The organism is Streptomyces javensis (assembly GCF_039525925.1).
Taxonomy (GTDB): domain Bacteria; phylum Actinomycetota; class Actinomycetes; order Streptomycetales; family Streptomycetaceae; genus Streptomyces; species Streptomyces asiaticus.
This window is the reverse complement of record NZ_BAAAIF010000014.1, coordinates 47,959-67,216: the sequence shown is the minus strand read 5'-3', so window position 1 is coordinate 67,216 and position 19,258 is coordinate 47,959. Positions and strand designations below refer to the sequence as shown.

Here is a 19,258-nt window from a genome sequence, read left to right as displayed (position 1 = left end):
CCGCTACCGCCTGGGGGCCGGGGTGCGGGAGCGGTAGACGACGTAGGGCCTGGTGAGGTAGCCGACGGGGGCGGTGAAGGCGTGGACGAGGCGGCTGTACGGCCAGAGGGCGAACAGGGCCATCGCCAGCAGGGCGTGGATCCGGTAGACCAGGGGCGCGTGCGACATGGCGGGCACGTCGGGGTCGAGGGTGAACAGGCTGCGGAACCAGATCGAGACGCCCCGCCGGTAGTCGTAGGAGTGGTGGCCGGCGCCGGTGGCGGTGGCGGTGAGCCCGGCGAGCAGGACGGTGGCGAGCAGCGGGTACACGACGCGGTCACCGCGGCTGGTGGCGGCGCGTACGGCGGGCACGCGCAGCCGCCGGTACAGCAGGATGCCGAGTCCGGTGGCGGTGGCCAGACCCGCGGTGCCGCCGACGAGCAGGGCGTTGGCGTGGTACAGCGATTCGCTGACGCGCAGCCGTTCGGTGAGCGTTTCGGGGATGAGCAGGCCCACGACATGGCCGGCGATCACGAACAGCAGCCCGTAGTGGAAGAGCGGCCCGCCGATGGCGAGCAGGCGGTGTTCGTGGAGCTGGCTGGAGCGGGTGGTGAAGCCGAACCTGTCGTAGTGGTAGCGCCAGGCGGCGCCGGCGGTGAAGAGGGTGAGGACGAGATAGGGGAGGACGCCCCACAGGGCGATGTGCAGGTGGTTCATCGGCCGGGTCCTTCGGCGTGGGGGGTGGCGGCGGGGGCGGTCGCGGCGAAGGGGGCCAGGCCCACGGTCTCGGTGGGCGGTCCGCCGCGGGCGAGCGCGAGGGCCGCGGCGCGGTCGGCGGGTGAGGGGCCGGGCAGGGTGTCGCAGACGGCGCGCAGGACATCGGCGTACGGACTGCCGTGGTCGGTGAGGGACATCCGCAGCAGTTCCAGGGCGGCGCGGTGGTCGCGCAGCAGCCGGGTGCCCGGGTCCGGGCAGCGGGCGGCGAACTCCAGCATCAGTGGCAGGTGGTCGGGGAGTTCGTCCTCGGGCGGCGCCCAGCCGTGGGCGCGGTAGCGGGCCTTGAGGGCGGCGAGGGTGGAGCCGCGGCGGCGGGTGTCGCCGTCGGTGTAGTAGGTGAGGTGCAGGGTGCGGCGGCGGCTGCGGTCGAAGGTCCGTACGTAGGCGGCGGCCAGGTCGAGCAGCGGGACGCCGTCGACGGTGGCGCAGAAGCGCAGCAGGGGCGCGGCGGCGGGGATGCTGAGTTCGGTCAGGCAGTCCCGTACCAGGGCGTGGCGGGCGGGCCAGTCCGGCCCGGGATAGCCGAGGAGGAGGGCGGCGGCCTGGCGCACCGCGGGGGTGGCGGGGTTCACCGGGTGCCCTCGTCCCGCTTGGGGAACAGCCCGGCGGGTCGGCCGCGGCCGTTCCAGTTCAGCAGGTTGACCCGGCCGGCGAGGCCGGATCCGGCACCGGTGGGTTCGGGTCCCGGGGGCGCGTGGAAGGTGTCGGCGTACGGCATCATGCCGGGCAGCCCGTCGCCGTCGAGGCTGCACGAGTCCGTGGGGGCGTGGCCACCGGGTGCGGCGGTGTAGCTGGTGGGGATGACATATCGCTCCTCGTACTTGGCCAGGGCGAGCAGCCGGTACATCGCCTCGATGCCGTCCTGGTCCAGGCCGACGGCCGCCGCGATGGCGGGGTCGCGTTCCTCACCGAGGTTGATCCGGCGCATATGGCCGCGCATCGCGGCCAGCCGGCACAGGGCGGCCTCGACCGGTCCTGGATCGCCCGCGGTGAAGAGTTCGGCCAGATAGCCCAGGGGGATCCGGAGGCTGTCGATGGCGCCGAAGAGGTTGACGGGGTCCTCGCCGTCGTGGCCGGTGGCGGTGAGCGCGTCGACGACCGGGGAGAGCGGGGGCACGTACCAGACCATGGGCATGGTGCGGTATTCGGGATGCAGCGGCAGGGCGATCCGGTACCGGCTGATGAGCGCGTGCACCGGGGAGCGCCGGGCGGCCTCGATCCAGTCGTGCGGAATCCCGGAGTCGGCGGCGGCGCGGGCGACCTCGGGGTCCTCGGGGTCGAGGAAGCAGCCGAGCTGGGCCTCGTAGAGGTCCTTCTCGTCCGTGGTGGCGGCGGCCTCGCCGACCTTGTCGGGGTCGTAGAGCATGACGCCGAGGTAGCGCAGCCGTCCCACGCAGGTCTCCGAGCACACGGTGGGCTCCCCGGCCTCGATGCGCGGGTAGCACAGGGTGCACTTCTCGGCCTTGCCGCTGCGGTGGTTGAAGTAGACCTTCTTGTACGGGCAGCCGCTGACGCACATGCGCCAGCCGCGGCAGCGGTCCTGGTCGACCAGGACGATGCCGTCCTCGATCCGCTTGTACATCGCGCCGGAGGGGCAGACGGCGACGCAGGAGGGGTTGAGGCAGTGTTCGCAGATGCGCGGCAGGTAGAACATGAACGCCTGCTCGTACTCCAGCCGCACCTTTTCGCTCATCTTCGCGAGTACCGGGTCGCCCGCGAGGTGCTCGGGGCCGCCGCCGAGGTCGTCGTCCCAGTTGGGGCCCCAGGTGACGGCGGTGGGGCGGCCGTCGATCAGGGAGCGCGGCGGGGCGGTGGGCACGTCGTCGCCGAGCGGGGCGGTGGTGAGGGTGTCGTAGTCGTACGTCCAGGGCTGGTAGTAGTCGTCCAGCCGGGGCAGTTCGGGGTTGGCGAACAGCCGGGCGAGGCGGCGGGCGCGGCCGCCGGTGCGGGGCACCAGCCGGCCGCCCTTGAGGTGCCAGCCGCCCTTCCAGGTGTCCTGGTCCTCGTAGCCGCGGGGATAGCCCTGGCCGGGGCGGGTTTCCACGTTGTTGAACCAGACGTATTCGGTGCCGGAGCGGTTGGTCCAGGTCTGTTTGCAGGTGACCGAGCAGGTGTGGCAGCCGATGCACTTGTCGAGGTTCATGACCATGGCGACCTGGGCCATCACCCGGGGACCGCGCGGCCGGTGGCGGGGCATGTCAGTACTCCACGTTCTGGGAGCGGCGCCGGATGACGGTGACCGCGTCCCGCTGGTTGCCGGTGGGTCCGTAGTAGTTGGGGGCGAAGCAGAGCTGGGCGTAGCCGCCGATGAGGTGGGTGGGTTTGATGAGGAGCTTGGTGAGCGCGTTGTGGACGCCGCCGCGGCGGCCGGTGGCCTCGGACTTGGGCACGTTCACCAGCCGTTCCTGCACGTGGTACATGAACACGGTGCCGGTGGGCATGCGGTGGGAGACCACGGCGCGGGCGACCACGACCCCGTTGGCGTTGACCGCCTCGATCCAGTCGTTGTCGGACACCCCGATGGCCTCGGCGTCGGGGACGCTGAGCCAGATGACCGGGCCGCCGCGGGCCAGGGTCTGCATGATGAGGTTTTCCTGGTACTCGGAGTGGATGGACCACTTGGAGTGCGGGGTGACATAGCGGACGGTGACCGAGCGGCCGGTGTCGCCGCGGCCGGTGTCACCGTCGGCCCCGGGCGGGGCCTCGCCGAGGGCGGCGAGGTCCAACGGCGGCCGGTAGACGGGCAGTTGTTCGCCCAGCTCGGCCATCCACGAGTGGTCGAGGTAGAAGTGCTGGCGGCCGGTGAGGGTGTGCCAGGGTTTGCCGTGCTCGGTGTTGATGGTGAACGGCGCGTAGCGGCGGTCGGGGGCCTCCTTGCCGGACCATTCGAAGCTGGCGCCGACCTGGACGGGGCGGGCCTGGGTGTCGGAGAACACCACGCGGCGTTCGGCCACCGAGGTGCCCAGTTCGGTGAGGCCGGAGCCGGGGCCGCACTGCTCGGCGAGCCGGGCGAAACCCTCGGCGGCGAGGCGCCCGTTGGTGGTGCCGGACAGCGCCAGGATGGCCTCGCACATCTTGGCGTCGGTGTCCAGGAGCGGCCGGCCGGCCGCGGCCCCGCGGGTGGCGGTGGAACAGCGATCGGCCAGCCAGGCGACCTCCTGGTCCGGGGTGACGGTGACGCCCTTGACCCGCATGCCCGCCTGCTGGGCGAGCGGGCCGAAGGCGGCGAGGCGGTCGGCGACGGCGGTGTAGTCGCGGGTCACCAGGGCGACGTTCGGCAGGTTCACGCCCGGTACGGCGGGGGTGTGGCCGTCGCGCCAGTCCGGTACGGCCCCGCCGGGCTGGGCGGTTTCGTCCGGGGTGTCGTGCGTCAGGGCGGTGGCGACCAGGTCGTGGGCGGTGTCCAGCCGTCCGGCGGCGAGCTCGCTGAGCTTGCGGGCGAGGCCGTGGAAGATGTCGAAGTCGGTGCGGGCCTGCCAGGGCGGGTTGATGGCCGGGGTGAAGGCATGCACATAGGGGTGCATATCGGTGCTGGACAGGTCGTGTTTCTCGTACCAGGTGGCGGCGGGGAGCACGAGGTCGGCGAAGAGGGTGGTGGAGGTCATCCGGAAGTCCAGCGCGAGCAGCAGGTCGAGCTTGCCGCGGGGCGCCCGGTCCGGCCAGGCGAGGTCCGTCGGCCGGCGGTCCGGTGGGGCCTCCTCCGCGGTGGCGTTGTCCTGGGCGCCCAGCAGATGGCGCAGGAAGTACTCATTGCCCTTGGCGGAGGAGCCGATGAGGTTGGCCCGCCACACGGTGAGCACACGCGGCCAGTTCTCCGGCGCGTCGGGGTTCTCGCAGGCGAACTCCAGCTCGCCCGCGGCGAGTTGTTCGGCGACCCACTCCCGGGCCGGTCGTCCGCTCTGCCGCGCCCGGCGGCCGAGCTCCAGCGGGTTGGCGGAGAAGGTGGGGTAGGAGGGCATCCAGCCCAGCCGCATCGACTGGGCGACCAGATCGGCGGTGTGACGGCCGGTGAACAGCCCCTGGCCGGTGGGCGAGGCGAGCGCGTCGGCGCCGTACCGTTCGTAGCGCCACTGGTCGGTGTGGAGGTACCAGTACGGGGTGCCCGCCATCTGCCGGGACGGCCGCGTCCAGTCGGCGGCGGTGGCCAGCTGCTGCCAGCCGGTGTACGGACGGACCTTCTCCTGGCCGACGTAGTGGGCCCAGCCGCCGCCGTTGACGCCCTGGCAGCCGGTGAGCAGCAGCAGGGTGAGGAAGGACCGGTAGATGGTGTCGGAGTGGAACCAGTGGTTGGTGCCCGCGCCCATCACGATCATGCAGCGGCCGCGGGTCCGCTCGGCCGTGCCCGCGAACTCGCGCGCCGCCCGGATCACCGCCGCGGCCGGGACCGAGGTGATGGCCTCCTGCCAGGCCGGGGTGGCGGGTGCCGAGGCGTCGTCATAACCGGTGGGCCACTGCCCGGTGAGGCCGGGACGGCCCACCGCGTACTGGGCCAGGAGCAGATCGAAGACGGTGGTGACCAGCCGTCCGCCGAGCCGCCGTACGGGTACGGCGTACCGGACGGTGGCGCCGGGCGTGTCGAAGCGGGGCAGTTCGACCTCGGCGGTCTCGGCGCCGGGGGTGCGGTGGAGGGTGAGCCGGGGGGTGATGCCCTCCAGGTCGAGGTTCCAGCGGCCTCCGCCGCCCTTGCTCCAGCGGTCGCCCAGGGTGCCGTGGGGGACCACGGGCCGGTCGGTCTCCGCGTCGTAGAGCACCGGCATCCAGTGCCGGGCCGCCTCGTCGGCGTGGGCGCCCAGGCGCGGTTCGGCGTCCGCCAGGGCGGCGGCGGTGAGGAAGGCGCCCGGGGTGTGGCGGCCGTTGCGTTCGGCCAGTTCCACCAGGAAGGGCAGGTCGGTGAAGCGCCGGACGTAGTCGGTGAAGTAGGGGACCTGGCGCTCGACGAAGCACTCCTTGAGGATGACGTGGCCCATCGCCATCGCGACCGCCCCGTCGGTGCCGGGGTGGGGGTGCAGCCATTCGTCGGCGAACTTGGTGGCGTCCGCGTAGTCCGGGGAGACCACGACCACCTTCTGGCCCCGGTAGCGGGCCTCGGCCATCCAGTGGGCGTCGGGGGTGCGGGTGACCGGCACATTCGAACCCCACAGCATCAGGTACGCCGCGTCCCACCAGTCGCCCGACTCGGGGACGTCGGTCTGGTCGCCGAAGACCTGCGGGGAGGCGATCGGCAGATCCGCGTACCAGTCGTAGAACGAGATCATGGGCGCGCCGATCAGTGCCATGAAACGGGCGCCGACCGCGTGGGAGGCCATCGACATGGCGGGGATCGGGGAGAAGCCGGCGATCCGGTCCGGGCCGTGGGCGCGCAGGGTGTGGACATGGGCGGCGGCCGCGATCTCCAGGGCCTCCTCCCAGTCGATCCGCACCAGTCCGCCCTTGCCGCGGGCCGACTGGTAGCGGCGCCGCTTGTCCGGGTCGCCGGTGATCTCGGCCCATGCGGCCACCGGGTCGCCGAGCCGGTCCCGGGCCTCCCGGTAGAGCTCGACCAGCACACCGCGGGCGAGGGGGTGGCGCACCCGGGTGGGGGAGTAGGTGTACCAGGAGAAGGAGGCGCCGCGCGGGCAGCCCCGCGGTTCGTACTCGGGGCGGTCCGGGCCGACCGAGGGGTAGTCGGTCTGCTGGGTCTCCCAGGTGATCAGCCCGTCCTTGACATAGACCTTCCAGGAGCAGGATCCGGTGCAGTTGACGCCGTGGGTGGAGCGCACCACCCGGTCGTGCGCCCAGCGTTCGCGGTAGGGGGAGTCCTCCACGGTCTGGTCGGTCCGGTAGACGGCTCGCAGGTCGGGGGTGGTCGGGAGGCGGCGGAGCGCGGTCCCGGCCGCGAGCAGTCTCTCCGTCACCGCCGAGGCGGCGGTTCCGGCTCCTTCTCGTGCTGTGCGGCGCACCACGGTCCAGCTCCTTCGGCTGTGGCTCCGCGCCGAACGGCCGGCCGGAGCCCTGATTGCGTGTCGCGCGACAGCATCACTCGCGTATCAGCCGTGCCGTATGACCACTTTGAGCCGTTTAGTATCACCTGGATCGCTTTTTCCTTGTGGTTTGCCTTTCCCGTGGTGGTTGTGTGTGTCGATGAAGGCGGTGCGGTGAACAGAGTTCGACAAGGCGCCATCATTGCCTGATAGGCAAGCGGGGAGCGTTCACCAGTTCGGTGAAGTGCGCCCGTTAGCTGGACTTTCACATCTCTTGACTCGGTTTCTGGCGTGAATTCGCCGTCGGCGGGCGGTGCCATCGCGTCCGTACGAGACCGGCCGCGACCAGCGACCACACCCCCAGCGCCACCCAGACCGCGAGATGCCCGAGGAGCACCAGGCGGTGGATCCCCTCGGTCTCGCCGAGCGCGGTGGTGGACACCGCGTACATGCCCGTGGGGAAGACGATGGTCCACCAGGCCGGCTCGTACCTCAGGGGCACCCGGTGCAGCAGGTGCCGCCAGATCCCGGCGGCCAGCAGCGGTGGCAGCAGGCAGGTGGCCCAGCCCCACAGGGTGAGCAGGACGACGCGGATCACCGCCTGGAGCTGCGGGGTGCCGAGTCCCTGGTGCACCAGCCGGGCACCGGCGAGCAGGCTGATCGCGCAGGCTCCCATCGTGATCCAGTACGGCGGTGACAGCTCCCGGGGCCGTACCCCGAACCGCGCCAGCCGGCCCGCGACCACCGTGGCCACCGCCGCGTACAGCAGGACCCCGGCCACCCAGCCGAGCGCTTCGGCCGACCGGGCGCGGCCGGGGGCCAGCGCGGCCACCGCCAGGACGGCGGACTGGATCCCCACCACGCACAGGAACCAGACCCCGTCCGCGCGCCGCACCATCCCGCCCGCGCCGAGCCGGTGTGCCGTGGACGCCACACACCCCAGCAGGAGGACGGCCACGGGGACAGCCAGCACGGGCAGGGTCGCCGCGGCCGCTCGCGCGGGGCCCGGGGCCAGCCGGACGGCGAGCACATCGGAGCCCGCGACGAAGGTGAAGAAGCCGAAGAGCCGGGCGGGATCCCGCAGGTCGGCGGCCACCTCGCGCGGATATCGCGCCACCCGCCACACCAACCCCGCCAGCAACCCGCCGTAGAGCACCACGGCCACGGCCAGCAGGGCGTCCGACAGCAGTGGGGCGCCCACCGCCGCCAGTCCCTGGGACACGATTCCGGTCGCCATCACGGGGGCGAAGGCACTGGGCGGCAGATTGCGCGCCGTCACCCCGTTCATCGTTCGCAGCACCTCAGCAGGCTGCCACCGCATCGGAGTCCGGGCGTAGGTGGCGCAGGGGGCGGAACGCGGCAGGGAGTTCACCGGCCACCCGTTCCCCAAGGAACTCCCGGGTCCCACTTGGTACGTGCTTGAACCAGCGCAGACCGTTCCGATAGCCGAGGGGCCCGGGCCGGACCGGGCCGACCGTGGGGAAGCCGCCACCGTGGCGTGAAGTCGCACCTCACCGGCGGCCAGGGCGCGGGTCAGGTCGTCGAGCCGCTGCTGGAGCGTGCGGGCGGGACCCCGACGGAGCACGCCACCCGGCGGTGCGGGTGCGCGACGCCGCGGGCGGGGTGGACATCCTCATCGACAACGCGGGAGCCGGCGGCGCCCCGGCGGACACGCTGACCCGGACGCGGGAAACCTGGCGGTCGGACCTCGAGTTCGCTGTCCGCGGTCCGGCTGGATCAGGAGCCGGCCCCGGGCATGGTGGAGCGCGGCTCGGGGGTCGTGGTGCATGTCTCGTCCATCGCCGGCCACCTGCCACAGCCGGGCCAGGCCGGCTACGCGGCGGCCAGGGCCGCGCCGAACGGCTACAGCCGCTCGCTCGCGGCCGAGGTCGGCCCGGCCGGGTGGTGTCGGAGCGGGCGCGCCGGCTCATCGGTCCCCAGCTCCGCGTCGACGGACCGTCGTCGCCGCGGCGGCGTTCCTGCCGCTGGGGGTGTCGGCGACTCCCGCCCATGCCGACGACGAGGCGTGTGCCGAATACCTCGCGGGGCAGGGGCGGGACGACGACGCCATTCAGGAAGCGTGCGAGGCCGGTGCCGCGGGGAATGGCCCGGAGTGCCTGAGCATTCTGGTCGCACAGGGAATCACGCCCTCGCGCGCGACCCGGGCCTGCGCGCTCGCCGGCCGGCCGTCCGACGATGCCGCGCCACGGTCGCTCGACCGCCTTCAGGGCTGAACCGCTGAGGCGTGTTCATGAACACCGGTATGGACCTGACCCCGCCAGTGACAGTGGGTCAGGCCCATGCCGGTCCCGTCCGCGGTAACAACGGGTCCGGGGCCAGGAGCGGGTCGATTTCCCTGAGTAGGTTGGATCACCTTTCCGTGATCGAGGCCGGGGTCTTGAGCGCGTGGCGCAGCAGTGGCGGCGCGAGCAGCCCGCACGGCTCGGGCTCCGCACGGAGCCCGGTCCCGGCGTAGTAGCGGTTGGCCGCCGACGGCGCGACCCGGACGCGGAGTTCGTTCCCTCCGGGCCGCAGGGCGTCGGCGGGGATCGTGACGCGGTACGGCGCCCAGGCGCGCTCCGCCACCCGCACGCCGTTCACCGACACGGTCACGGCTCCGGCGACGGCCGGGAGCGTCAGCTCCAGGGGGACCGGCGTGTCGAGCTCGATCCGCCGCACATAGTCGGCGGTCCCCGCGAACGCCGGAAGGCCCTGTGGAGGCCGACGATCAGACCCGGTCGGCCGCGATCAGCAGGTACTGGAAGGAACCGTCCTTGTAGGAGTTGATGAACGCCTCTTCAATGCCGGTGACCAGTGCGGACGTGGCCCGCAACTCCCAGTACGGCAGGGTCGCGGCGGTGAGGTCGATGACGGCCTGCGGTACGAGGCGGTTGTCGGCCATGGCGCGCAGGTACTCCCGGCGGGAGTGGATGTTGCACTCGAAGTGCGCGTTGATCTGGGAGACATACTTCGAGGGCTGGCCGTAACGCGGGTTCCAGCAGCCGGTGATGGTCACATAGCGGCCGCCGATCGCGAGGATGCGGGAGTGCTCGGCGAAGAGGTCTTCCAGGTCGACGTACATGGTCGACTCGTTGTTCCACGAGGCCGCGGCCCGCCCGGTCTCGAAGGGTGTACCGAGCATATTGCAGACGCGGGCGCGGACATGGTCCTCGATGCCGAGTTCGCGGGCGCGCTGGTTGGCGAAGTCGGCCTGCTTGGCCGACAGGGTGACGCCCTCGACCCGGCATCCGAAGCGCTGGTGGGCCATGACCATCGAACCGCCGCGGCCGCAGCCGGCGTCGACGAGCGTGTCATCACGCTCAATGGGGCCGAGGTGGTCCAGGAGGAGTTCGGCCTGTGCCGACTCCAGGCGGTGGAGCTCGGCGATCAACTTCTTCTCGTATGTGCTGTCGCCGGGGTCGCCGAGGGCGCCGCGGTCGATGTCTCCGATGCCGTAGTGGTGGTGGTAAAGGCCGTCGACATCGCCGAGACGCAGGTTCACGGGCCTGGCCTCGCGGTCCCAGTAGCGGGCGATGTCGCCCTGGTAGGGGGTCGCCGGGGCGGGGATGAACATGGCGGCGCCGGCGGAGGCGGCGACGTCGGCGCCGAGGTCGGTGCTGGTCACAGATGGTTCCATTCTTCTTACCAGAAATCGGGCAGGCTGTAGCGGAAGGTGTTGGTCTGGTGCCAGTAGTGGTTGCCGTCGACCCACGCGGCCACGCCCCGGAGAAAGCGCTGCGCGGTCGGTACGGGGAGGGCGACGGCCACGGCCGCGGCCTCGGCCTCGAAGTCGTGCATGAGGTCGTTGTGGACCTCGACCGCCTTCAGATAGGCGTCGCGCTCGGAGAGGCCCTCGCGTTCGGCGATCACCACGGGCAGGTTCAGATGCCGGCCTGGGGCGGCGAGTTCCTTGGTGTACGAGTACAGGTCGTTCACGATGGTGGTGGCGTTTCCGGCGAGCGCGATGACCCGCTGCATGGCGGGCTGGGCGTGCAGGTCGGCCGGTAGCTCGTAGCCGCCGACGCTGTCGGTGATGGTGGGGCACGGGCGGAAGTTGTTGAACTGGCGCATCGCCAGGTACTCCCACACCTCGGGTACGTGGTCCGTCTGCGCCCAGGCGGCCTCGGCGAGGTACCCCATGTGCAGACGGGCCATGTCGTGCCGGTACCGGTCGGCCTGGGAGGGGCTGGACGCCTGGACGAAGTACTCCATGGCGGAGCGGTAGGCGCGCCGGGGCGCGTCCGAGTGGAGCGACTCCGCCCACCGCGGCTGGTACTCCGGCGTCGTGTGCAGGGCGTCCAGGGCGGTGTGCGCCAGCAGGAGGCGTCCGCCGAGACCGATGGGCGAGCCGCCGTGGTCCTCGCAGTAGCAGTCGTCCACCGCGTTCTCCGCCACCATCAGCCGTGTGGCGAGCATCAGATGGTCGACGGTGGGGGCGTCCGGATGGCAGGCGACCATGTAGCGCCCCACGGAGAAGCCGTCGAACTGCTCCTCCCACTCCTCGGGGTACAGGTCGACCTCGTCCAGTGCCCAGGACTTGATCCTGCGGCCGACCTCCGCCACCCGCTCGGGGTCGGGCTCCGGCACCGGGTGGTGATAGAGGCCCGGGATCGGGTTGCCCTCCGCTGGGACCGCCGGTGGCGTCGGCGGCGGGGGCGGCGGCTCCTCGCGCCGGGCCAGGTGCAGAGCTGCCGTGCCGAGTCCGCTCGGACCACGCAGAATCCGCTCGATGTCGGCGCCGGGTGTCCGCACCTCGGCCGCAGCCGGGCTCGATCGCGGAGGGGAAGGTTCAGGGGCGGGCATGCATGGCTCCTCGGTGGGGTGGGGTGGCCGGCGTGCGTGTCACCGGGAAGGAGGAAGCGCGCAAACTTCCAGGAATCCGTCCAGATCCTCGGGAACACTAGCGGCTGGTACGCCCAGTCGGCCCTGAGAAGCCATTGACATTAACTCGATAAGATGATCTAGCCCTGCGCGATGTTTGCCCGGATGGCCGACGGCCTGAGGAGTGTCGGCCGGTCCGCGAGATTTCTGAATCTGTAAATCAGATCGCCTACCACGGAAACATCTGTTGGACAGAAGTACGGCCATGTCCAAGGATCCCTCGTGCGGTGGCCCGGTCAACGCGACACCGGGATGGACCACCGCCTGAGTGGAGGCTGAACGTTGAGTGAAGAGACCGAAGTGGTCGTCGTCGGGGCGGGCCAGGCGGGTGTGGCGATGAGCGAGCACCTGGGGGCTCACGGTGTGCCGCACATCGTCCTGGAGCGGCACCGTATCGCCGAGCGGTGGCGGTCGGAGCGGTGGGACTCCCTGGTGGCGAACGGGCCCGCGTGGCACGACCGGTTCCCGGGGCTGGAGTTCTCCGACGTCGACCCCGGCGTACACCCCGATGGCTTCGCCTCCAAGGACCAGATCGCGGACTACTTCGTCACGTACGCCGAGAAGATCGGTGCCCCGATCCGGTGCGGGGTCGAGGTGACCTCGGTGCGCAGGCCCCCCGGCCGGCCCGGCTTCCGGGTCGAGACGTCGGAGGGCCCCATCGACGCGCGCTTCGTCGTGGCCGCCACCGGACCGTTCCAGCGGCCGGTGATCCCGCCCATCGTCCCGGACGGCGCCGTTCCCGTGCAGATCCACTCCAGCGGGTACCGCAACCCGGGGCAGCTGCCCGAGGGCGCGGTCCTCGTGGTCGGGGCCGGGTCCTCGGGGGTGCAGATCGCCGATGAGCTGCGCCGGTCCGGCCGCCGGGTCCTCCTCTCCGTCGGTCCGCACGACCGCCCGGCCCGCGAGTACCGCGGACGCGACTTCTGCTGGTGGCTCGGTGTGCTCGGGCGCTGGGACGCGGAGACGCCTCCGCAGGGGGCCGAACACGTCACCATCGCGGTGAGCGGCGCCCGCGGCGGCCACACCGTGGACTTCCGCGCCCTGGCCGCCGACGGCATCGAGCTCGTGGGTCTGACCGCGTCCTACGACGACGGTGTGCTGCGCTTCGCGCCGGATCTCGCCACGAACATCGCGCTCGGCGACGCCAAGTACCTCGAGCTCCTCCGGGCGGCCGACGAGTACGTCGAGCGCAATGGGCTCGACCTCCCCGAGGAGCCCGCGGCCCACGTCCTCGGACCGGACCCGGCAGGCGTGGCCGACCCCCGGCTTGAGCTCGACCTGGCCGGGGCCGGGGTCACCTCGATCGTCTGGGCGACGGGCTTCGCCACCGACTACAGCTGGCTCGAGGTCGACGCGTTCGACGAGCGCGGGCGGCCGGACCAGCGGCGCGGCGTGTCGTCCGAGCCCGGTGTCTACTTCCTGGGCCTGCCCTGGCTGTCCCGCCGCGGATCGAGCTTCATCTGGGGCGTCTGGCACGACGCCCGTTACGTGGCCGACCACATCGCGACCCGGCGGGGCTACCTCGCGTACGGCACCGGCGACCGGCCCGCCGCCACGCCGACCGCCTGGAAGAACTGACCAGCGACGAGGAGCAGATGATGACCTCCACGAGCGAGGGCCGCCGGGCGAAGTCCGGCAAGGCCGTCAAGGCCCCGATCGTCACCGGCGGGCACACCCGGATCCGCCCGTTCAACACCCGCGACACCTATCCCGAGCAGAACCTCGACAACGACCTCTGCCAGGCCGTCGTCGCCGGTGACACCGTGTATGTCCGGGGCCAGATCGGCCAGGACCTCGACACCAGCGAGTCGGTGGGCATCGGCGACGCCGGGGCGCAGGCCGAACAGGCCATGGCGAACATCGCGATGCTGCTGGAAGAGGCGGGCAGCCGGATGGAGCACCTGGTCAAGCTGACCATCTATCTGATCGACCCGCGCTACCGCGAGGCGGTGTACCGCACCGTGGGCCGCTGGACCAAGGGCGTCCACCCGATCTCCACCGGTCTGGTGGTGTCGGCCCTGGCGCGTCCGGAGTGGCTGTGCGAGATCGACGCCGTCGCCGTGATCCCCGAGGAGGAGCAGGCATGACGTTCTCCCTGGTGGTCCGAGACGGTGAGCGGTTCGGCATCGTGGCCAGCTCGTCCAGTCCCGCGGTCGCAGCCCGGGTCGCCCATCTGCGGCCCGGGGTCGGCGCGGCGGCTTCGCAGAACATCACCGACCCCACGCTGGGCACCAGCCTGCTGGAGGGGCTGGCGGATCACGGCGACGCGGAACGCGCCCTGGCCGGTGTCACCGGCGCGGCGCGGAACGCGAAGTCCATCGCCTACCGTCAGCTGACCGTGGTCGGCCGCTCCGGGCCCGGGTTCGCCCACAGCGGTACGCACACCCTGGGCAGGTACGCCTCGGCCACCGCCGAGGGCGCGGTGGCGGCCGGGAACATGCTGTGCGGCGAGCACATCCCCGGCGTACTCCTCGACGCGTACTCCGCCGCCACCGGGGAGCTGGAGGAGCGGCTGGTCATCGCCCTGAAGGCGGCCGTCGCGGCCGGTGGCGAGGAGGGGCCGGTGCACTCCGCGGGCCTCGCGGTCGTCGCGGACGTGGCCTGGCGGGTGACCGATTTGCGGGTGGACTGGGCCGACGACCCCGTCGACCGGCTCGTCGAACTCCTCGCCGTCTGGCTGCCGCAGCGGGACGACTACGTGCGCCGTGGGCTCGATCCCGCCTCCGCCCCCTCGTACGGCGTGCCGGGCGATCTGTGATGCGGGCGCTGAAAGAGGCGGCTCGGCGCGAGGTCGACCGGCATGCCGAGGAGCTGATCACCCTGTCCGAGCGGCTGCACGCCGACCCGGAGACCGCCTGGGAGGAACACCGGGCGGCGGCCGCCGTACCCGAGCCGCTGGACCGCGCCGGATTCGATGTCACCTCGTCCTACCTGGGCCTGGACACCGCCTTCCACGCCCGGTTCGGCAGCGGGCCGGTGCGGATCGCGCTGTGCGCCGAGTACGACGCGCTGCCCGGCCTCGGCCACGCGTGCGGGCACAACCTCATCGCGGCGAGCTCGGTCGGTGCCGCGCTGGGCCTCGCCGCCGTCGCCGACGACGCGGGCCTCACCGTCGAGGTCTACGGCACCCCGGCGGAGGAGGGCGGCGGCGGCAAGATCGAGATGCTCGACCGGGGCGCCTTCGCCGGGGTGGACCTCGCGATGATGGCGCACCCGGCGCCGGTCGACGTCGCCGAGGCCCGTCCGTTCGCGGTCAGCCACTCCAAGATCTCCTACACCGGCAGGTCCGCGCACGCCGCGGCCTACCCCGAGGCCGGGGTCAACGCGGCCGACGGCTTCACCGTGGCCCAGGTCGCCATCGGGCTGCTCCGCCAGCAACTGCCGTCCTCCGCCCGGGTGCACGGTGTGGTGACCCACGCCGGGGACGCGCCGAACGCCATCCCGGAGCGGGCCACCGGCCGCTGGTACGTCAGGGCGGAAACCCTCGCCGAACTGGCCGAACTCGAACCACGGGTGATGCGGGCCTTCGAGGCGGGCGCCCTCGCCACCGGGTGCGAGCTGGAGATCGAGCCGGAGAGCGAGCCGTACGCGGAGTTCCGCAACGACGAGACCGCCCTCGGCCACTACCGCGCGAACGCCCTCGCCCTGGGGCGGGAGTTCGCGCCGCCCGGGCAGGCCGCCCGGATGAACCGCGCCTCCACCGACATGGGCAACGTCTCGCAGGTGGTGCCCGCCATCCACCCCTACATCGGCATCGGCTCGCTGCCCGCCACCAACCACCAGCACGAGTTCGCCGCGTTCTGCGTGGGCGGAACGGCCCAGCGGGCCCTGCTCGACGGGGCGACGGCGCTGGCCTGGACCGGTGTGGACCGGAGCCCGGCCCGCGCGAGCCACTGACCGAGGCGGCACCCGCACAGCTCCGGCTTCTTCCACCCCATCCCCAAGGAGGCGCGCAATGCCCACCGCTCACACCGACGTCACCACGACCGAGGTCGAGGTGGCCACCGACGCCGTCGCCCTGCGCAGAAGCGTTGCCGCGGGAGCCGTCGGCGTGTTCGTGCACTGGTTCGACTGGGCCGCCTACGCCTATCTCGCCGGTACGGTCGCGACCGTGTTCTTCCCGGACGAGAACAGCACCACGGGACTGCTCGCCGTGTTCGGCGTGTTCGCCGTGTCCTTCGGCATCCGGCCCATCGGTGCCATGGTGTTCGGGCCGCTCGGCGACCGGATCGGCCGCAAGCGCACACTGTCGCTGGTCATCTTCATGATGTCCGGCGCGACCCTGACCATCGGTCTGCTGCCCGGCTACGCCGCGATCGGGGTCGGCGCCCCGGTGCTCCTGGTGATCCTGCGCCTGATCCAGGGATTCGCGGCAGGCGGCGAGTTCGGCAGCGCGGCGAGCTTCCTCGCCGAGAGCTCCCCACGGCGCCGCCGCGGATTCGGGGTGAGCTGGCTGGAGGTCGGCTCCCTGCTGGGCTTCCTCGCCGGTTCGTTCGTCTATCTGCTGCTGTCGACCGGACTCGACGAGGCCCAGCTGACCTCCTGGGGCTGGCGCGTCCCCTTCCTCATCTCCGCGCCGCTCGGCGTCATCGGCTTCATCATCCGCAACAAGATCGAGGACACCCCCGAGTACCGGACACTCGAGGCCAACGACGCCGTGCCGCGCACCCCCGTACGGGAGCTGCTCCGCCACCACAAGCGGCGGCTGCTCCAGGCGGCGGGCCTGATGGCGGCCATGCACGTGCCCTTCTACGCGGTGCTGACATACCTGGTCACCTACGAGACCGACCACCTGGGGCACTCGGCCGGCAGCGCCGCCCTGCTGTCCACGGTGATCTCGCTGCTGGGGCTGGTGCTGGTCCCGGTGTTCGGGCTGCTGTCCGACCGCGTGGGACGCAAACCGGTCTTCATCGGTGCCACCGCGGCCCTCCTGGTCGCCGCCACCCCCGCGTTCCTCCTCATGCGGACCGGGCTCGCCGGAACCTGGGTCGCCGGACTGCTGCTCGGAGCGATCCTCGCGGCGATCCTCGGCACCTACGCGGTGTGGTCGGCGGAGATCTTCCCCACCCGCACCCGTCAGAGCGGCCTGTCCATCGCCTACAACCTCACCGCCGCCCTGTTCGCCGGCACGGTGCCGTATCTGATGACCGTGCTCATCTCCGCGACCGGCTCCACCCTGGTGCCCGGCCCCTATCTGATGGTGTTCGCCGCCGGCGGCCTCATTGCCGCCCTGTCCCTGAAGGAGACCACCGGGTCCGCCCTGCTGCGCCCCGAGGACGTCGCCGACGCGCCCCCCGGGCATTCGTAGGCGCCGCCGCGGTCCGGCACCCGCCGCCGCATAAGGTCGGCACCGGCATGGACAACGATCACCAGGCGCGGGGGCCACGCATGACATCACCGGTGGGTTTCACCCTCCTCCAGCTCCGCTACTTCCTCGTCGCCGCCGAGCGCGGTTCGATGACGGAGGCGTCGGGGGCGCTCCACATCGCGCAGTCCGCCGTGTCCGCGGCCATCCACAACCTGGAGCGCGACCTGCGGGTGCAGCTGTTCATCCGCCGCAGGGGCCGTGGGCTGACCCTGACGCCCGCGGGGGAGCGGCTTCAGAGCCATGCGCGGGAGCTGCTGGCCCGTGCGCGTGAGGTCGAGCGGGAGGCCCGGGGAGACGGCGAGACGATCTCCGGGCCGGTGGCCGTCGGCTGCTTCGTGACGCTGGCCCCGTACTATCTGCCGCCCCTGTTCAGCGAGTGCACCCGCCGCTACCCGGGCATCGAGATCGACGTGGTGGAGGCGGAGACGGATCAGCTCGTCCAGGCCCTGGGCGCCGGGCGTATCGACTTCGCCCTCACCTACGGCCTCGGTCTGTCGGCCGAGCCGGACCTGCGCGGCGAGACGATCGCGCGGGCCCCGGCCTACGTCATCGTCCCGGCCGATCACCCCCTGGCCGGGCAGGGCACCGTGGAGCTGGCCGAACTGTCCGCGGAACCCCTGGTCCTGCTCGATCTGCCGCACAGCCGCGACTACTTCCGCTCGCTGGTGGCCGCCACCGGCACCGCGCCCGATGTCCGCTACCGCACCCGGAGCTACGAAACGGTGCGTTCCCTGGTGGCCCGGGGGCTCGGCTACTCCGTGCTGAACCAGCGGCCCGCCACCAGCCAGACCTACGGTGGCGGCGAGATCGCGGAACTGGAGCTGCGGGACGGAAGCCCTCCGCTCGAAGTCAAGATCGCCTCGGTGAAGGGCATGACCCAGACCGCCCGCGCCCAGGCTGTGATGGGGCTGCTGCGGGAGGTGGCCGCCGCCACGATCCCGTGACGCGCGGCCGCCACGGCCAGCGGTGACCGGTCCAGGAGCGCCGCTTCGGCGTCGGCGGTCCGCACTCCGTCCGGCGCCTCCGTGAAGGCGACGAACCAGCAGCTCTCGCCGTTTCCGCCGGTCAGCGCGATGGTCTCCACCGTCAGACGGAAGCGCTCGCCGTCCCGGTGCCTGACCTTCACGACGGCGTTGGCGGCCCGCCGGCCGCCGTGCCCGCCCGTGTCCCCGGGAGGCGAGGACCACCGCACCGCTTCGACAGGGGTCTCCGGCAGCTCCCGCGCCGGCAGCCCCACGACATCCCCCGCGCGGTGCCCGAGCAGCCGCCGGCAGCCCTCTCCCCACGCCAGGATGGTGCCGTCGGAGCCCAGGAGAGCGAGGGCCGGAGCGGGTGCCTCGGGCACGTCCGCGAAGCCGGCCGGTATCCGCTGCGCCTCGGGATCGGCCCCGGCTCTACGCGCCATCCCGATACCCTCCGTAGCCGCCGATATCGATCGATACGCTGCAAAAAGGTAACGCGCCCGGGCGGTGGTCGGGGCTTCGCCGATCGGAGCGGCCGACCACCGATGAGTTCGGCGACCGGGCGGGGTCTATACCTGCACGACACACGCCGCTGCACGACACACCACACACGACACACACATGATCAGGAAGGGATCCCGGCATGACCACCAACGCACTGCCGTCCGTCGTGGACGCCGAGACCTGGCAGCGTGAGCTCGAAGCGCTGCGGGTGCGGGAGAAGGCCGCGACCCGGGAGCTCGACGCGATCGCCGCCCAGCGCCGCCGCCTGCCGATGGTCGAGATGCCCGACTACACCCTCGAGGGCGAGGACGGGCCGGTTCGGCTGGTGGACCTCTTCGACGGCAGGAAGCAACTGATCGTCTACAACCACATGTGGTTCCCGGGCGAGAAGTGGCAGTGCCCGGGCTGCACGGGGTTCACCTCGCAGTTCACCAGGCTGGAGTTCCTGGGCAACTACGATGCCCGGTTCGTCGTCGTCACCCAGGGCCCGATCGACGAGGCACTCGCCTACAAGCGGCGGGTCGGGAACGCGATGGCCTGGTACTCCACGGCGAACAGCCCGTTCGGAGCCGATGTCGGCGCCCCGCCCGGCGGCGGGTTCGCCGTCAATGTGTTCCTGCGCGACGGCGACACCGTCTACCGCACCTGGCACACCAGCGGCCGTGGCACCGAGCAGCTCAGTTACTCCTTCGCGCTGATCGACCTGTTGCCGTACGGGCGGCAGGAGGAATGGCAGGACTCGCCCGACGGGTGGCCGCAGCAGCCCACTTACAGCCGGTGGGCCGGCTCCGAGGACATCGCCGCGCTCTACGGCCAGGGCGCGTGAG

The 19,258-nt window shown here is 71.9% G+C and carries 15 protein-coding genes and 1 pseudogene; 8 read left to right on the top strand and 8 right to left on the bottom strand.

The features are described 5' to 3' along the window. Positions 1–3: 3 nt before the first annotated feature. The 5 genes from narI to ABD329_RS15440 all read right to left on the bottom strand — a co-directional run bounded on the left by narI (position 4) and on the right by ABD329_RS15440 (position 8,016). Positions 4–696 carry a respiratory nitrate reductase subunit gamma gene (gene narI, locus ABD329_RS15460; protein WP_198277818.1) on the bottom strand — a complete coding sequence of 231 codons (693 nt, stop codon included), beginning with the start codon at positions 694–696 and terminating at the stop codon, positions 4–6. Then, on the bottom strand, positions 693–1,328 hold the full coding sequence (narJ, locus tag ABD329_RS15455) for a nitrate reductase molybdenum cofactor assembly chaperone (protein WP_344316502.1): 636 nt from the start codon (positions 1,326–1,328) through the stop codon (positions 693–695). The genes narI and narJ overlap by 4 nt, the downstream gene beginning before the upstream one ends. Then, positions 1,325–2,953 (bottom strand): nitrate reductase subunit beta, encoded by a 1,629-nt coding sequence (narH, locus tag ABD329_RS15450; protein WP_344316501.1) that lies wholly within the window; start codon positions 2,951–2,953, stop codon positions 1,325–1,327. Before narH ends, narJ begins: the two co-directional genes overlap by 4 nt. 1 nt (position 2,954) lies before the next feature. Beyond that, positions 2,955–6,698 (bottom strand): nitrate reductase subunit alpha, encoded by a 3,744-nt coding sequence (locus tag ABD329_RS15445; RefSeq protein WP_309142667.1) that lies wholly within the window; start codon positions 6,696–6,698, stop codon positions 2,955–2,957. A gap of 283 nt (positions 6,699–6,981) precedes the next feature. Beyond that, positions 6,982–8,016, bottom strand: coding sequence for a tellurite resistance/C4-dicarboxylate transporter family protein (locus ABD329_RS15440; protein ID WP_309142668.1), 1,035 nt, complete (start codon positions 8,014–8,016; stop codon positions 6,982–6,984). A 456-nt stretch (positions 8,017–8,472) separates the two neighbouring features. On the opposite strand from ABD329_RS15440, the gene ABD329_RS48225 reads away from it, so the two are divergent. Then, entirely contained in the window at positions 8,473–8,958 is a 486-nt protein-coding gene (locus ABD329_RS48225; RefSeq protein WP_425574340.1) for an SDR family NAD(P)-dependent oxidoreductase, read from the top strand. Positions 8,959–9,086: 128 nt separating this feature from the next. Here ABD329_RS48225 and ABD329_RS15430 read toward each other — a convergent pair whose 3' ends face one another. The 3 genes and pseudogenes from ABD329_RS15430 to ABD329_RS15420 form a co-directional block, all read right to left on the bottom strand. Next, entirely contained in the window at positions 9,087–9,395 is a 309-nt protein-coding gene (locus ABD329_RS15430; RefSeq protein WP_246618329.1) for a hypothetical protein, read from the bottom strand. Positions 9,396–9,444: 49 nt separating this feature from the next. Continuing rightward, complete coding sequence (locus ABD329_RS15425; protein ID WP_425574339.1) at positions 9,445–10,341, bottom strand: geranyl diphosphate 2-C-methyltransferase; 897 nt, start codon at positions 10,339–10,341, stop codon at positions 9,445–9,447. A gap of 17 nt (positions 10,342–10,358) precedes the next feature. Beyond that, positions 10,359–11,525: pseudogene (locus tag ABD329_RS15420) on the bottom strand (family 2 encapsulin nanocompartment cargo protein terpene cyclase); the annotation flags it as partial. Positions 11,526–11,879: 354 nt separating this feature from the next. On the opposite strand from ABD329_RS15420, the gene ABD329_RS15415 reads away from it, so the two are divergent. The 7 genes from ABD329_RS15415 to ABD329_RS15385 all read left to right on the top strand — a co-directional run bounded on the left by ABD329_RS15415 (position 11,880) and on the right by ABD329_RS15385 (position 19,257). Further along, positions 11,880–13,175: a flavin-containing monooxygenase gene (locus tag ABD329_RS15415; RefSeq protein ID WP_198276297.1), complete on the top strand. Its 1,296-nt coding sequence runs from the start codon at positions 11,880–11,882 to the stop codon at positions 13,173–13,175. A 20-nt stretch (positions 13,176–13,195) separates the two neighbouring features. After that, positions 13,196–13,684 carry a Rid family hydrolase gene (locus tag ABD329_RS15410; RefSeq protein WP_198276317.1) on the top strand — a complete coding sequence of 163 codons (489 nt, stop codon included), beginning with the start codon at positions 13,196–13,198 and terminating at the stop codon, positions 13,682–13,684. After that, positions 13,681–14,355 (top strand): DUF1028 domain-containing protein, encoded by a 675-nt coding sequence (locus ABD329_RS15405; RefSeq protein ID WP_198276298.1) that lies wholly within the window; start codon positions 13,681–13,683, stop codon positions 14,353–14,355. The genes ABD329_RS15410 and ABD329_RS15405 overlap by 4 nt, the downstream gene beginning before the upstream one ends. Then, positions 14,355–15,494 carry a M20 family metallopeptidase gene (locus tag ABD329_RS15400; RefSeq protein WP_198276299.1) on the top strand — a complete coding sequence of 380 codons (1,140 nt, stop codon included), beginning with the start codon at positions 14,355–14,357 and terminating at the stop codon, positions 15,492–15,494. Before ABD329_RS15405 ends, ABD329_RS15400 begins: the two co-directional genes overlap by 1 nt. Before the next feature lie 58 nt (positions 15,495–15,552). Continuing rightward, entirely contained in the window at positions 15,553–16,905 is a 1,353-nt protein-coding gene (locus tag ABD329_RS15395) for an MFS transporter (protein ID WP_198276300.1), read from the top strand. An 80-nt stretch (positions 16,906–16,985) separates the two neighbouring features. Then, positions 16,986–17,909, top strand: a complete 924-nt coding sequence (locus tag ABD329_RS15390; protein WP_198276301.1) for a LysR family transcriptional regulator — start codon at positions 16,986–16,988, stop codon at positions 17,907–17,909. A 661-nt stretch (positions 17,910–18,570) separates the two neighbouring features. Then, the gene (locus tag ABD329_RS15385; RefSeq protein ID WP_198276302.1) at positions 18,571–19,257 is read left to right on the top strand and encodes a DUF899 domain-containing protein; all 687 of its coding nucleotides are present in this window, start codon (positions 18,571–18,573) and stop codon (positions 19,255–19,257) included. The last annotated feature ends 1 nt before the right edge of the window (position 19,258 follow it).